The organism is Kiloniellales bacterium, assembly GCA_030064845.1.
Lineage (GTDB): Bacteria > Pseudomonadota > Alphaproteobacteria > Kiloniellales > JAKSDN01 > JASJEC01.
In genome coordinates, this window is sequence record JASJEC010000026.1 from 37,924 (window position 1) to 51,779 (window position 13,856).

The 13,856-nt window shown below is 67.6% G+C and carries 14 protein-coding genes and 1 pseudogene; 10 read left to right on the forward strand and 5 right to left on the reverse strand.

The genetic code is table 11. The annotated features are described in order from the left end of the window. The first annotated feature begins 107 nt into the window (after positions 1-107). The 7 genes from QNJ67_11675 (at position 108) to QNJ67_11705 (ending at position 6,316) form a co-directional block, all read left to right on the forward strand. Positions 108-848 (forward strand): hypothetical protein, encoded by a 741-nt coding sequence (locus tag QNJ67_11675; protein ID MDJ0609626.1) that lies wholly within the window; start codon positions 108-110, stop codon positions 846-848. Between the two features lie 125 nt (positions 849-973). After that, positions 974-1,906, forward strand: coding sequence for a ribose-phosphate pyrophosphokinase (locus QNJ67_11680; protein ID MDJ0609627.1), 933 nt, complete (start codon positions 974-976; stop codon positions 1,904-1,906). 109 nt (positions 1,907-2,015) lie between these two features. Further along, complete coding sequence (locus tag QNJ67_11685; protein MDJ0609628.1) at positions 2,016-2,693, forward strand: 50S ribosomal protein L25/general stress protein Ctc; 678 nt, start codon at positions 2,016-2,018, stop codon at positions 2,691-2,693. Positions 2,694-2,723: 30 nt separating this feature from the next. Next, positions 2,724-3,374, forward strand: coding sequence for an aminoacyl-tRNA hydrolase (gene pth / locus QNJ67_11690; protein MDJ0609629.1), 651 nt, complete (start codon positions 2,724-2,726; stop codon positions 3,372-3,374). A 4-nt stretch (positions 3,375-3,378) separates the two neighbouring features. Next, positions 3,379-4,476: a redox-regulated ATPase YchF gene (gene ychF / locus QNJ67_11695; protein ID MDJ0609630.1), complete on the forward strand. Its 1,098-nt coding sequence runs from the start codon at positions 3,379-3,381 to the stop codon at positions 4,474-4,476. A 354-nt stretch (positions 4,477-4,830) separates the two neighbouring features. Continuing rightward, positions 4,831-5,451 (forward strand): LysE family translocator, encoded by a 621-nt coding sequence (locus QNJ67_11700; GenBank protein ID MDJ0609631.1) that lies wholly within the window; start codon positions 4,831-4,833, stop codon positions 5,449-5,451. Between the two features lie 16 nt (positions 5,452-5,467). After that, the gene (locus QNJ67_11705) at positions 5,468-6,316 is read left to right on the forward strand and encodes a nitroreductase family protein (GenBank protein MDJ0609632.1); all 849 of its coding nucleotides are present in this window, start codon (positions 5,468-5,470) and stop codon (positions 6,314-6,316) included. A 29-nt stretch (positions 6,317-6,345) separates the two neighbouring features. Here the strand turns inward: QNJ67_11705 and QNJ67_11710 are convergent, their stop codons facing one another. The 5 genes and pseudogenes from QNJ67_11710 to QNJ67_11730 all read right to left on the reverse strand — a co-directional run bounded on the left by QNJ67_11710 (position 6,346) and on the right by QNJ67_11730 (position 11,529). After that, positions 6,346-8,829, reverse strand: coding sequence for a mechanosensitive ion channel (locus QNJ67_11710; protein MDJ0609633.1), 2,484 nt, complete (start codon positions 8,827-8,829; stop codon positions 6,346-6,348). Between the two features lie 211 nt (positions 8,830-9,040). After that, positions 9,041-10,009: a glutathione S-transferase family protein gene (locus QNJ67_11715; GenBank protein MDJ0609634.1), complete on the reverse strand. Its 969-nt coding sequence runs from the start codon at positions 10,007-10,009 to the stop codon at positions 9,041-9,043. Positions 10,010-10,034: 25 nt separating this feature from the next. Next, the gene (locus QNJ67_11720; GenBank protein ID MDJ0609635.1) at positions 10,035-10,508 is read right to left on the reverse strand and encodes a DoxX family protein; all 474 of its coding nucleotides are present in this window, start codon (positions 10,506-10,508) and stop codon (positions 10,035-10,037) included. A 160-nt stretch (positions 10,509-10,668) separates the two neighbouring features. Next, positions 10,669-11,373, reverse strand: coding sequence for a pirin family protein (locus QNJ67_11725; GenBank protein MDJ0609636.1), 705 nt, complete (start codon positions 11,371-11,373; stop codon positions 10,669-10,671). 27 nt (positions 11,374-11,400) lie between these two features. After that, positions 11,401-11,529: pseudogene (locus QNJ67_11730) on the reverse strand (NAD(P)H:quinone oxidoreductase). Between the two features lie 84 nt (positions 11,530-11,613). On the opposite strand from QNJ67_11730, the gene QNJ67_11735 reads away from it, so the two are divergent. From QNJ67_11735 to QNJ67_11745, 3 genes are all read left to right on the forward strand, one after another. Beyond that, positions 11,614-12,534, forward strand: coding sequence for a LysR family transcriptional regulator (locus QNJ67_11735; protein MDJ0609637.1), 921 nt, complete (start codon positions 11,614-11,616; stop codon positions 12,532-12,534). 289 nt (positions 12,535-12,823) lie between these two features. After that, on the forward strand, positions 12,824-13,363 hold the full coding sequence (locus QNJ67_11740) for an N-acetyltransferase (GenBank protein MDJ0609638.1): 540 nt from the start codon (positions 12,824-12,826) through the stop codon (positions 13,361-13,363). Positions 13,364-13,598: 235 nt separating this feature from the next. After that, a partial coding sequence (locus tag QNJ67_11745; GenBank protein ID MDJ0609639.1) for a CoA transferase occupies positions 13,599-13,856 on the forward strand: 258 nt, incomplete at its 3' end.

A 13,856-nucleotide genomic window follows, 5' to 3' on the forward strand; every position in this document is an offset into this window, starting at 1 on the left:
TCTTTTGTCTCCTGCTCGTCGCGGCCGCCGCCTGCGGCCCGCTGCCGCGGCCGTTTCAGCCGGAAGTCAAGAACGGCAACCCACTGCTCGATATCCAGGACGGGCGCATGGTCCATGTCATGACCATCGAGGGGGAGCCCCCGGGATATCCGGCATGGACGGCGGACACCTTGGCCGATGCGCTCCGATCGCGCAATTTGCCGGCGACGACCAGGCCCCCGGGGTCGACCGCGCAAAGGCTGCGCGGCTGGGCGGTTGTACAGCCGATCGACAACAGCCACGAGGAGATCATGCTGCACTGGGAACTGCAGGACCCGGACGGAGCCCGCATCGCCGCCTATCGCCAGCGGGCGCGCCTGCCCAGGGGCGCCTGGCGAACCGGCGCGAACGAGGGCATCGTCGAGATAGTCGAGCTTACCGCCGAGGCTATAGCGCGCCAGGTGCAGGACTCGGAGCAGGTTCAGCGCTCGGTCCCCGGTTTTCCCGGCGCGCGTCTGGTCATCCTGCCGATCCGCGCGCCGGGTGATGGTAGTCTGAGCCTTGCCCAGGCTCTCGCCGAAGAACTGAGCCGGGCCGGCCTGCCCCTGGCCGAGCACGCGGGCACCCGCGACCTGCTGATCGATTGCCGGGTCTCGCTCAGCCCGCCGGGGGGCTATTGGCGTGAGATTCGGCTGTCCTGGGCGGTTAACGATTCCAAGGACGGCCGCGAGCTGGGCCGGATAGACCAGGCGAACCGGGTCCCGGCGGAGCAGCTGGACGGGCAATGGGGTGAGCTCTCGGAGCAGATCGCCCAGGGCGCCGCGGCGGGTATCCTCGATCTCCTGGATCAGCTGGGACGTGCCGGCTGAACCCGCCCGGCCCGGCCCGAAGAACATTTACACTCCGGGGGGCCGTTGATACATTCCGCGCGATTTGGCCGGCGGGGGGTCGGCCTCAGCGAAACCTCTGGGAAGGCCGCTCTGGGGGCCTGCGTATGAAAATCCTGACCGGCAACAGCAATCGGCCGCTGGCCGAAGCGATTTCGGCATCCCTCCAGATCCCCCTGACCAAGGCGAGCGTGCGCCGCTTTTCGGACATGGAGATCTTCGTCGAGATCCACGAGAACGTGCGCGGCGAGGACGTCTTCATCATCCAGTCGACCTCCTACCCGGCGAACGACAATCTGATGGAGCTGCTGGTCGCGCTCGACGCCCTGAAGCGGGGCTCGGTCAGGCGCACCACCGCGGTCATCCCCTACTACGGCTACGCGAGGCAGGATCGGAAGTCCGGGCCGCGTACGCCGATCTCGGCCAAGCTGGTGGCCAACCTGATCACCTCGGCGGGCGCGGACCGTGTTCTGACGCTGGACCTGCACGCCGGGCAGATCCAGGGTTTCTTCGATATCCCGACCGACAATCTCTACGCCGCGCCGGTTTTCTCCAACGATATCAAGGAGCGCTTCCAGGGCGACGATCTGACCATCGTGTCGCCGGACGTGGGCGGCGTCTATCGCGCGCGCGCGATTGCCAAGCGGCTTGACGCCGATCTTGCGATCATCGATAAGCGCCGCGAACAGGCGGGCGTCTCCGAGGTGATGAACATCATCGGCGACGTGAAAGGTAGGCGCTGCCTCCTGGTCGACGACATCGTGGACTCGGCGGGCACGCTGTGCAACGCCGCGGTGGCCTTGATGGAAGCCGACGCCCTGTCGGTCTCCGCCTACGTCACCCACGGGGTGCTGTCCGGCGGGGCGGTCGCGCGGGTTACCGCGTCGCCGCTGCAGGAGCTGGTGCTGACCGACAGCATCCAGGCGACCGAGGCGATGCGTGTGGCCCAGAACATCCGCCAGATAACGATTGCGCAACTGCTGGGCGAGGCTATGACCCGGATCAGCGACGAGCGTTCCGTGTCGAGCCTGTTCGATTAGCCGCCCGGTGGGCGGCACCCCCTGCGCCGGCACCCCTGGAGGCCGGGCGGGGACGTTAGCGAGGGCGGCGCGGCCGCCTTCATGGTAGGAACGAAGGAGACGAAGAGCGATGAGCGACGTGCACCAACTGGCGGCAGAGCCGAGGGAGCGGGCCGGAAAGGGGGCCGCCCGCGCGACCCGGCGTGCCGGACGGGTTCCGGGCGTTATCTATGGCGCCAAGAAGGACCCGGTGATGATCTCCATGGACCCCCGCGAACTCCAACGCGAGATCTCGACCGGCGGGTTCTTCTCCACCCTGCTCGACATCGACGTCGGCAACACCAAGGAACGGGTGCTGCCGCGGGACCTGCAACTGCATCCGGTCACCGACCGTCCGATTCATGTCGATTTCCTGCGGGTCAGCCGTGACACCAAGATCAATGTCGAGGTGCCGGTCACCTTCCTCAACGAGGAGGAGTCGCCCGGCCTGAAGCGCGGCGGCGTGCTGAACGTCGTGCGCTATACCGTCGAGGTCGCGTGCCAGGCCGACGCCATACCCCAGTCGATCGAGGTCGATCTGACCGGGCGCGACATCGGCGACTCCGTCCACATCAGCGAGATCAGCCTGCCCGAGGGCGTGGAGCCGACCATCACCGACCGCGACTTCACGATCGCCACGGTCGCGGCGCCCAGCGTGATCCCCGAGGAAGCCGAGGAAGGCGAAGAAGCCGCCGCCGAGGGCGAGGAAGGGGCGCCTGCCGCCGAGGGCGAGGAGAGCGCGGAGACGGAGTCGGGCGAAGAGTCCTAGCGCCCTTCACGCGCCCGCGGGAGGCCAGGCGTGCTGCTGCTTGTCGGCCTGGGCAACCCGGGCCCGCGATACAGCCGGAACCGGCACAACATCGGGTTCATGGCGGTGGACGAGGCCGTCCGCCGCCATGGCTTCGGCCCGTGGCGTGCGCGCTTTCAGAGCGAGGTATCGGAAGGCCGCATCGGCTCGGAGAAGGTGCTCGCGGTCAAGCCGCAGACCTTCATGAACGAGTCGGGCCGGGCGGTCGGCGAAGCCCTGAGATTCTTCAAGCTGGCGCCGGCGGATGTCTTCGTGCTGCACGACGAGATCGATCTCAAGCCCGGCAAGGTCCGCGTCAAGAAGGGCGGCGGCGCCGGCGGCCACAACGGGCTCCGGTCGATCGACGCCCACATCGGCAAGGACTACTGGCGGGTGCGTCTCGGCGTCGGCCACCCGGGCGACAAGGACCTGGTCCACGGACACGTGCTCAAGGACTTCGCCAAGGCGGAGGACGCCTGGCTCGATCCCCTGATCGACGCGGTGGCCTGCGAGCTGCCTCTGCTGCTGGCCGGCGACTCCTCGGCCTTCATGTCACGGGTCTCGCTGGCCTTGTCGCCGCCGCGGCCGAAACCGGATCCGAAGACCCGGGAGCAGCGCGAGCGCTCGCCTAAACCGGACCAAGCGACATCGGACGAGACCTAATCCCATGGGATTCAACTGCGGCATCGTCGGCCTGCCCAACGTCGGCAAGTCGACCCTGTTCAACGCCCTGACCGAAACGGCGGCGGCCGAGGCGGCCAACTACCCCTTCTGCACGATCGAGCCGAACGTCGGTCGCGTGCCGGTGCCCGACCCGCGCCTCTCCCGTCTGGCCGAGCTCGCCAAGTCCGCCAAGGTGGTGCCGACGGTGCTGGAGTTCGTCGACATCGCCGGCCTGGTCGCCGGTGCCTCTAAGGGCGAGGGTCTGGGCAACAAGTTCCTGGCTAACATCCGCGAGGTCGACGCCGTCGTCCACCTGCTGCGCTGCTTCGAGGGCGAGGTCACCCACGTCGAGGGCTCGGTCGATCCGATCCGCGACGCGGAGATCGTCGAGACCGAGCTCCTGCTGGCCGACCTGGAAAGCGTCGAGCGCCAGCGCGAGGCCGCGGTCAAGCGGGCCCGGGGCAACGACAAGGAAGCCAAGGCCCGCCTCGCCGTCCTGGAGCCGGTCGCCGAGGCCTTGCAGGACGGCCGGCCGGCGCGCGCCGTCGAATTGCCGCGCGAGGCGCAGCCGGTCTTCCGCCAGCTCCAGCTCCTGACCGCCAAGCCACTGCTCTACGTCGCCAACGTCGAGGAAGCCGCGGCGGCAGACGGCAACGCCCATTCGGAGAAGGTGCGCCGGAAGGCCGAGGCCGAGGGCGCGGGCTTCGTGGTGATCTCAGCCTCGATCGAGGCCGAGGTGGCGGCGCTCGGCGACGAAGCGGAGAAGCAGGAGTTCCTGGAAACCCTGGGTCTTGAGGAGACCGGCCTGGCCCGGGTGATCCGCGCCGGCTACACCCTGCTGGATCTCATCACCTTCTTCACCGTGGGGCCCAAGGAAGCGCACGCCTGGACTGTGCGCCGGGGCGCCAAGGCCCCCGAGGCGGCCGGCGCGATCCACAGCGACTTCGAGCGCGGCTTCATCCGGGCGGAGACCATCGCCTACGAGGATTTCGTCGCCTGCGGCGGCGAGCAGGGCGCAAAGGACGCCGGCAAGATGCGGGTCGAGGGTCGCGACTACCAGGCCCGGGACGGCGACGTCTTTCACTTCCGCTTCAACGTCTAGGGCCTGTTGACACTCACGGCGCGCTCCTGGCGGGAGCGGATTTGCACCGGGGCCAGGAGCGGGAGGCGCCGTGGGCTTGGGCCCCACAAGTCCTTCCGCGACGCCGCCCCGGCGCAAATGCGCCCCGTCCCGAAGGGATCCGGCGAAATCGGCCTCCTGCCGCGTTGCTCGTCGTCGAATATGCTCGGCATGTCCTTCCTCCTCGCGCCTAACAGCGGGCCGATTTCACTCGGACCAGGAGCGCGACGTGAGTGTCAACAGGCCCTAGAGCGGGTTCCGCGCAACGGCCTTCCCTTCGGCAGAGAGGCGGAGTAGACCGGGGTGCTGGGATCCCCGCGCCGGAGGTTCGCCGCCATGGCCCTGGAGCTCTACCTCGCCTTCGTGCTGGCGACGACGGTCCTGATCGCCGTCCCCGGGCCCAACGTCTCGCTGATCGTCGCGAACTCGCTCGCCTACGGCAGCCGCTACGGATTGGTCACGGTTGCCGGCACAGGCGCGGCCCAGATCCTCCAGCTCGCGGTCACGACCCTCGGCATGACCTCGGTGATGGTGTTCCTCGCCCAGTGGTTCGAATGGCTGCGCTGGGCCGGCGTGGCCTACCTCCTCTGGCTCGGTCTCCGCTACTGGCGTCTTCCGGCGAACGGCCCGGCTCCAGGGGCGGAACGTCGGATCGGACTGAGGCCCCTGTTCTGGCGCGGCTTCCTGGTCGCGGCAACGAACCCGAAGGTTCTGCTGTTCTATGCCGCCTTCTTTCCTCAGTTCATCGACCCCGCGGCGCCCGCCGGTCCGCAGCTCGTTCTTCTCTCGGCCACGTTCTTCACGATCGCGATCGCTCTCGACAGCGGCTATGCGATCTGCGCCGGCCGCCTGCACGGCTGGTTGGGGGACCGGCGCCGCGCCCGGCTGCGCAACCGAGCGGTCGGCGGCCTGATCATCGGCGCGGCCGCCGGTCTCGCTCTGGCGCGCCGCAGCTGACTGGCAGGGAGAGGCCATGACCAAGGCCGGCTTACATGAGGTTCTCGCGCGCCGCTTCGGCGAGCCCGTCGCGGCCGGCGATGAAGGTGGTTCACCGGAAGCCTGGGGACGCCTCGCGGCGCGCGGCTCCTGCCGGGCCTTCCGCGAGCGCGAGGTCCCACCCGGCACGCTCGAGACCCTCTGCGCCCTGGCGCTCTCGGCGCCGAGCAAGAGCGACCTGCAGCAGCGCGACATCATCCTGGTCGAGGATCCCGGGCTCCGGGACCGGATCGACCGGCTGCTGACGACCGGGCCGCTCGGCCAGGCCTGGATCGGGGCGGCGCCGCACCTGCTGATGTTCTGCGGCAACAACCGGCGTCTCAGGCTGATCCATGAATGGCGCGGCAAGGAGAACGCCAACGACCACCTGGACGCCCTGTTCAACGCCGCGGTCGATGCGGCCGTCGCCCTGTCCTGCTTCGTCACCGCGGCGGAAGCGGCGGGACTGGGCTGCTGTCCGATCAGCGCGGTCCGCAATCACGCGGCGGCGATCAGCGCGCTGCTCGCCCTGCCCGACCACGTCTTTCCGGTCGCCGGCCTGGCGCTGGGCTATCCGGCCGACGAGATCCCCAAGCTGAGCCTGCGCCTGCCGCTCTCCGCGACACTTCACCGCGACCGCTATCGGGAGCAGGACCTGAGCACGGTCATCGAGGCCTACGACCGGCGGCGGGAAGCGGCCCAGCCCTATAGCGCCCAGCGCTACACCGAGCGCTTCGGCCAGGCGGCGCGCTACGGTTGGTCGGAAGACAAGGCCCGGCAGTACGCCGTGCCGGAACGGGCGGACTTCGGGCGCTTTCTGCGCGCCAAGGGCTTCAAGCTCGACTAGCTTCGCCCCGGGCCACGCTCAGGGGATATCTATTTGCGCGACCCCACCTTGCGCTCCGCGGCCATCTCCGGACCGGGGCCGGCATCCTCCGCAGCACGCACCACGGCGGGGCTGTCGAGCGCCTCGCGGGCCGCCTCGGCGTCGCGGAACCGCAGCTCGCGCTGGGGATAGGGCACCTCGATGCCGGCTTCACGCAAGGCGCGGTCGATCGACGTCAGGACATCGCTCTGGACGATGAAGATGTACTCGATGTTCGACAGGAAGCCGCGCGCCTCGAATTCCAGGCAATCCTGCCCGTAGCGCCGGAACAGAACGAAGGGCGCCGGCCAAGTGAGGATCATCTCGTGGGACCTAACGCAGTCGAGCAGGACCTCCTTGACCTTCTCGATGTCGCTCCCGAAGGCCACCTTGACCGGGATGTCGACGCGGCCGTAGCGGTCGCGGTGAGTCCAGTTGGTGATCGAGTTCGAGACGATCTCGCTGTTGGGTATGACGACCGAGGCGCGCTGGAAGGTCTCGATCTCGGTGGCGCGCAGTTGAATCCGCTTCACGAAGCCTTCGTTCTGACCGACCACGACCCAGTCGCCGACCTTGATCGGCCGCTCGACGAGCAGAATGATGCCGGATACGAAGTTGTTCACGACGTTCTGCAGGCCGAAGCCGATACCCACCGAGAGAGCGCCGAAGATCAGGGCCAAGTTGGTGAGGTTCAACCCCAGCGCCGCCACGGCGAGCGCGAACGCGACAATCATGCCGAGGTAGCCGAGACCCTGGACCAGGGAGTTCCGCACGCCGGAATCGAGCCGCGTTCGGGGCAGGATCTGATCGGTGAGCGCCCTTTGCAGCAGCCTGGTCAGGAAGAGCGCGATGATGAAGACCACGATCCCGACGAAGATGTCGGTGACCGAGATGGTCACGTCGCCGACCTGGAAACCGCTTAGCGTGGCAACCGTCCAGTCCCAGAGGTTCTCGATCGGAATACCCCAGATCGACAGCACGGCGAGCGCACCGAGAGAGACCATCACGATGTCGAGCAGAACCCGCAGCCAAAACTTGAAGACCTGTCGCGTGACGTGGCGCAGTGAAAGGCCGTCACGCAGAAACGCCGAGCGCAGCACCAGGCCGATCAGCTCGCGGAACAGGCCGCGCAGCAGGAAAAGGATGCCGAAGGCCACGGCGCTGAAATGGATATTGTCCAGGAGGTAGTTGCCGAGATTGCCGTAGCCGATCAGCGAGGCCCCGACAGCCGCGAAGGCGATCAGGGCCACGGTGACTCTCAGGGCTGTGCCCAGGTCCTGCGCTCGGGATCGTTCCCCCGTCTCTTCTTCTTGGCCCCGCCCGGCCTCGGCCGCTTGTGGCTCCTCGTCGCGCCGCCACAGCCAGGCCTGGACCAGCGCCACGATGGCCACGGCTTCGAGGACGTTGATGACCAGAAAGAAGATCGACAGGAACTCGTCGGAAGCCTGCCAATGGGCGCCCCAGACCTGAAAGAAGAGATCCAGCGAGAAGACGGCGGCCAGAAAGGTAATGCGCCGGGTGAGCGCGCGGGCGTTCCGCACCGGCAGCTCGATCAGTTGCCAGTTGGGCAGATTCGGCGCCAGCGCGGCGCGCGGCAGTGCCCAGGCCAGGATGAAGAACGCCAAGGCGGTGCATGTGGCTTCGACGATGAGGGCGAACTCGCCGACGATCGGGGACCTGTGACTGGCGACGCGGTAGAACAGGGCGCCGAAGATGGCGGCCGGAATGATGCCGAACGCAAGGCCCCAGGCAACCGCGCAGGAGAACCGGCGCGTGTAGCTCGGCTTCAAAATGTTCGGGTCCCGATAGAAGCGGCGCCGCAGAAGGACGGGCAGAAACAGGACCAAGAGCACAGCGACGACCAGGGCCACGGAGGAGCGGGTCACGACGGCCCGACGTTCATTCGGCCCGAGTTCGGACCACCACGCCACGGGCGCCTGGACCAGGGCCGCCAGAAGATCGAAGAAGTCGGGCACCGCGGCCAGCATGGTGCTCGGCGCCATAGGCAGGGGGTAGCTCGTCAGCAGGAACGCAATGGCGCGCCCCCGCAGCCGCACGTTGATGTCGGCGGTGAGCTCTTCGACCTGCTGCAGTATCAGATTCACCTGTTGGACGCGCCCGGTCAGCGCGGCAATCTCCTCATCGAGTTGCTGGCGCTGCGCGGCGATGTCCGCGACCTCGGGAGGGTCGTCCTCCGAGGGTGGCGGCCCCAGGGCGTCGACCCGGCTGCGCAGCGTCTTGATCGAGGCTTCGGCGTTTCGGCGAACGGGGATGGCTTCCGCGCGAATGGTTACCAGGCGGTCCTTTAGCTGGGCCGCGCGCTCGTCGACCGGATCGCCTCGGCCCAGCTCCTGCTGGATCAGCTCGATCGAACGGTTCCATTCCTCGACCAGCTTGCCGAAGGGTCTCTGGACCTCTTGAGCCGCGAGGTTCGAGGCAAGCAGGCACAGCACGCCAAGGGTTGCGAGGAAACCTGCGAGGATGTGTCGGTGCACGGCGTCACTTCGAACAGTGGTCGACGTGCCATGACTGTCCCACAAACGCCGGGCAAGCGCACTATCCGATCAGACGCCCAGGCGTCTGGCCGGATTTAGTGCGCTAAAATGTTTAGAATCAGTATGTTACACCAAGCGGGATTGATCGCCAAGCAACCCCATCCGATCTGATAGCGCCCCACATCGGAGCAGGCTGCGGCGGCGGCTTGCCTCAGGAACTGGCAGGAAGGCGCCCCCGGTCGTGGACGGCCGTGAAGTCGAGCTCCGGGCCCGAGGGCACGATCCCCGAGGGGTTGATGGTCGGGTGGCTGCCATAGTAGTGCCGCTTGATGTGCTGCATGTCGACGGTCCCGGCGACGCCGGGCATCTGATAGAGCTCCCGCGTGAAAGCCCAAAGATTTGGATAGTCGGCGAGGCGGCGCTTGTTGCACTTGAAGTGGCCGACGTAGACCGGGTCGAAACGCAGGAGCGTGGTGAACATCCGCCAGTCGGCCTCTGTCAGCCGTCCACCAGCCAGGTAGCGCTGACCGGAGAGCCGCGCCTCGAGCCAGTCGAGGCAGTCGAACAAGGCCTCGAAGGCCTCCTCGTAGGCTTCCTGGGTGGTCGCGAAGCCGGCCTTGTACACGCCGTTGTTGACCTTGTGGTAGACCGCCTCGTTGACGGCCTCGATCTCGGCGCGCAGCGCCTCGGGGTAGAAGTCCCGCGCGGGGTCGCCCCAGGCGTCGAAGGCGCAGTTCAGCATGCGGATGATCTCCGCCGACTCGTTGCTGACGATGGTCCCGGTCTTTTTGTCCCAGAGCACCGGGACGGTCACGCGACCGGTGTAGGCGGGATCCGCCTTGGTGTAGATCTCGTGCAGGTAGGCCGCGCCGAAGAGGCCGTCGCCGGTGGCGTTCGGCCCCTTGCGGAACTCCCAGCCGTTCTCCGCCATGTGCCAGTGCACGACGGAGACCGAGATAACCTCCTCCAGGCCCTTGAGAGCCCGGAAGATCAGAGTGCGGTGGGCCCAGGGACAGGCGAGCGAAACGTAGAGGTGATAGCGGCCCGGCTCGGCGGGAAAGGGCCCGCCCTCGGCGGTGACCCAATCCCTGAACCGGCTATCCTGACGCTGGAACCGTCCGCCGCTGGCCTTGGTGTCGTACCACTGGTCGTGCCACTGGCCGTCGATCAGGAGTCCCATGGCGCCCTTCTCCGTCTTCTACCGATCAGAATTCGCGGCCGATCTTCCGGTCGACCGACAGCTCGCCGCCGCCTTTGAGCGCGATAGCCAGGGCGATCAAACCCCAGAGCAGTGGATACTCGTAGCCGCCGGCGGTCCAGAAGAAACCGTTCGGCACATGTACGGTGATGGCCACCGCCATGAGGATCGCAATACCGATCGCAGCCGGACGGGTCAGGAGACCAAGCGCCAAGAAGAGGCCGCCGAAGAACTCGGTGGCGCCGACCAGCACCGCGAAGAACATGCCAGGCTCGAGCCCGAGATTCTGGGCGAAGAAGCCGGCCGTGCCTTCGAGGCCGTAGCCGCCGAACCAGCCGAACAGCTTCTGGGCGCCGTGGGGCACGAGGATCAAGCCCGTGGCGACACGGATCAGGGGATAGGAGAGCCCCGAGAGGCTCTTGTAGAGCGGCGCCAGGGCCGGGATGATCGGCCGCGGCGCGGTCGTGGAACTGCTGGTCATCTTTCCTCTCCTCCTAGAGCGGATCATGTTTTGACGGAAACGCTTCGCGATTCCGACAAAACATGTGAATCCGCTCTAAATCATAGTGTTAGAGCAGATTCACCGGGTTTGTCGGATCGCCTCCGGCGATTCCGTCAAACCCGGATCTGCTCTAGGGGCTCTAGTGGTGGGGCAGGTCGGCGAGCAGGAGTTCGGTCTCCTCCAGCGCCGTGACGGTGATCTCATCCAGGTCGCGGATCGTGACACCGTCCCGCGCCTTGGCTTCCTGGCCGTTGATCTCGAAGCGGCCGCTCGCCGCGACCAGATAGGCCAGACGGTCCGACCCGAGCCTGTGCGTCACGCTCTGGCCCGGCTGAAGCGTCGCGCCGAATATCGTGGCGTCCTGGTTGATCGCCAAGGCCATGTCCTGGCCGTCGCGACCGGAAGCCAAGGGCACCAGCTCGCCGGCCCGCTCGCCCTTGGGGAAGCTGCGGGTGTCCCAGCGCGGCGGCAGGCCGCCGCTGTTCGGCTCGATCCAGATCTGGAAGATCTGGGTCGGTTCGGACTCCAGGTTGAACTCGGCGTGCTGGATCCCGGTTCCGGCGGACATGACCTGCACGTCCCCCGCCACCGTCCGGCCTTCGTTGCCGAGGTGATCCTTGTGGGTGATCGCGCCCCGGCGCACGTAGGTGATGATCTCCATGTCCTGGTGGCCGTGGGGATCGAAGCCCGTGCCCGGCTGGATCGTGTCGTCGTTCCAGACCAGGAGGGGACCGACGCCGGTCCGAGACGGGTCATAGTAGCCCGCAAAGCTGAAGTGGTAGCGCGCGCCGAGCCAGTCGTTGTCGAAGCGGCCCAGGCGCTCGAAGGGCAAGATCTCGATCATCTCAAATCTCCTCGTCTTAAGGTCTTGGCCGCACAGCTTGGCGGCGATCTTGGCGACGTGCCGGCCCTGGAAGCGGGCGATGTCCAGCTCGTTCTCGCTGACCTGGCGGCTGCCGTCGGTGCCGGCCAGCGTGGTCGCGCCGTAGGGCCGCCCGCCCACTGACCAGAAAGATGGTTTGTTTCATTAGGGAAAATTAGGTACGTCATTCGAAACTTATTGTTGACTGAAAGAAACAATAAGATGGACCACCTGGTCGACATGGCCCTCTTCGCCCGGGTCGCGGAGCTGGAGAGCTTCTCCGGCGCGGCGCGGGATCTCGGCCTCTCGAAATCCGCCGTCTCCAAGCGGATCGCCCGGCTCGAGGACCGCCTGGGCCTGCGCCTCCTGAACCGCACGACCCGCCGCCTCTCCCTGACCGAGGCCGGCACCGCCTTCTACGACGGCTGCCGGCGGGTCGTCGCCGAGGCCGAGGCGGCGAGCGAAGCGGTCTCGCACCTGGCGACCGCGCCGCGCGGAACGCTTCGGGTCAATGCGCCCATGTCCTTCGGGATGCTGCACGTGGCGCCCTGCCTGGCCGATTTCATGGCCCGCTATCCCGAGCTCAAGGTCGAGATGGTCTTCAACGACCGGATGGTCGACCTGGTCGAGGAGGGTTTCGATGTAGGGATCCGGATCACGCCGCTGCCGGATTCCAGCGTGATTTCCCGCCGCCTGGCACCCGCCCGCCTGGTGGTCGCGGCCGCGCCTTCCTACCTGGCGGCCAAGGGCTGGCCCGAGACGCCGGACGACCTGACCCGCCACGAGGCCCTGCTCTACGCCTACCGCAGCGGCGGCGACCGCTTCGCCTTCGCCAGCCCGGGCGGGCGCCGGACGATCTCCCTCGAGGGCCGCCTGCGCGCCAACAACGGCGAGGCGCTCGCGACCGCCGCGGTCGGCGGCCTGGGAATCGCGATCCAGCCGAGCTTCATCCTGGCCGAGGCCCTGCGCGCCGGCCTGCTGGAGCCCCTCTTGACCGACTGGACCATCGATCACCCTGACGTCCACGCCGTCTACCCCGCCAGTCGCAACCTGTCGCCCAAGGTCCGCGTCTTCGTCGATTTCCTCGCCGAGCGCTTCGGCGACACGCCCTACTGGGAGCGGGGCCTGGGCGAAGCGGGGTAACGGAAACCCTTGGCCTGAACGAGCCGCCTGTGCTATGGGCACGTTTCGAGGGTCGATACACACCGGCCCCGTGGAAAAGAACCGATGACCGCATCGCATCGCCAGCGACGACGACGAGAGGATCCCACGCGGACCGCGTGACATCGGACCGATTGCAGCTCCAGGGCCAGCGACCACACCCCTCCAGCCGCGCCCCCGGGCAAGCGGGCCGACCCCCGGCGAACAATCCAAGAGAGCCGCGCCTGATACTTAGACAATGAGCGCTGCGGACTCCGGAAGAGGCGATGCGATGACGTTCAAGATCCGGCCCCTAGGGCCCGAAGACCAAGACCTGCTCGAACCCTTGCTGGACCGCACCTTCGGTCCCGACCGCCTGGCCAAGACGGTCTACCGGCTGCGCGAAGGCGTCCCGGACCTGCAAGCCCTCGCCTTCGTCGCGGTCGATGCCGACGACCAGGTTCACGCGTCGATCCGCTACTGGCCGGTCCTGATCGAAGGCGCGCCGGCCATTCTGCTCGGCCCGCTGGCGGTGGAGCCGGCGCTCCAGGGCCGGGGCATGGGGCGCGCCCTAATCGCCCACAGCCTGGCCGAGGCCCGCCGTCTCGGCCACGGCGTCTGCCTGGTGGTCGGCGAGGCCGACTACTACGGTCCCTTCGGCTTCGTCAACGCGGCAGCCGCCGGAATCATGCTACCCGGACCGGTCGACCTAGAGCGCTTTCAGGTCCTAGAACTGAAGCCGGGCGCGCTGCAGGGACTGCGCGGTCTGGTCGGCCACGCACCCGAGGCCGAGACCGGCGGGCGCCCTTCGCGGAACGGCACCGCGGCGTAAGGCTGGGGCCTAGAGCGGATCATGTTTTGCCGGAAACGCTGCGCGGTTCCGGCAAAACATGTGAATCCGCTCGATATCACCTTGTTAGAGCAGATTCACCGGGTTTGATGGATCGCCTCTGGCGATTCAGTCAAACCCGGATCTGCTCTGGGCGGCACTTGGGCCTTGCCCGCCCCGCCCGGCGGGGCGCAGAGTGAGCCGGTCTTGCGAGCGCGGGAGCCGAAAGGATGCCCCGATGACCGACTTCGCCGCTTCAGCCGACGAGATCGCCGCACTGGTACCGGACGGCTGCCTCCTGGCGCTGCCACCGGACTACTCGGGCTGCGCCATGGCGGCCGTGCGCGCGCTGATCCACCGCGGCGCCCGGGACCTGAACTTGCTCGCCGTGCCGCAGATGGGGTTCCAGGCCGACCTGCTGATCGGCGCCGGCTGCGTCGCCGCCGTTGAGGCGGCCGCGGTGACCTTGGGCGAGCACGGCCCGGCGCCGCGCTTC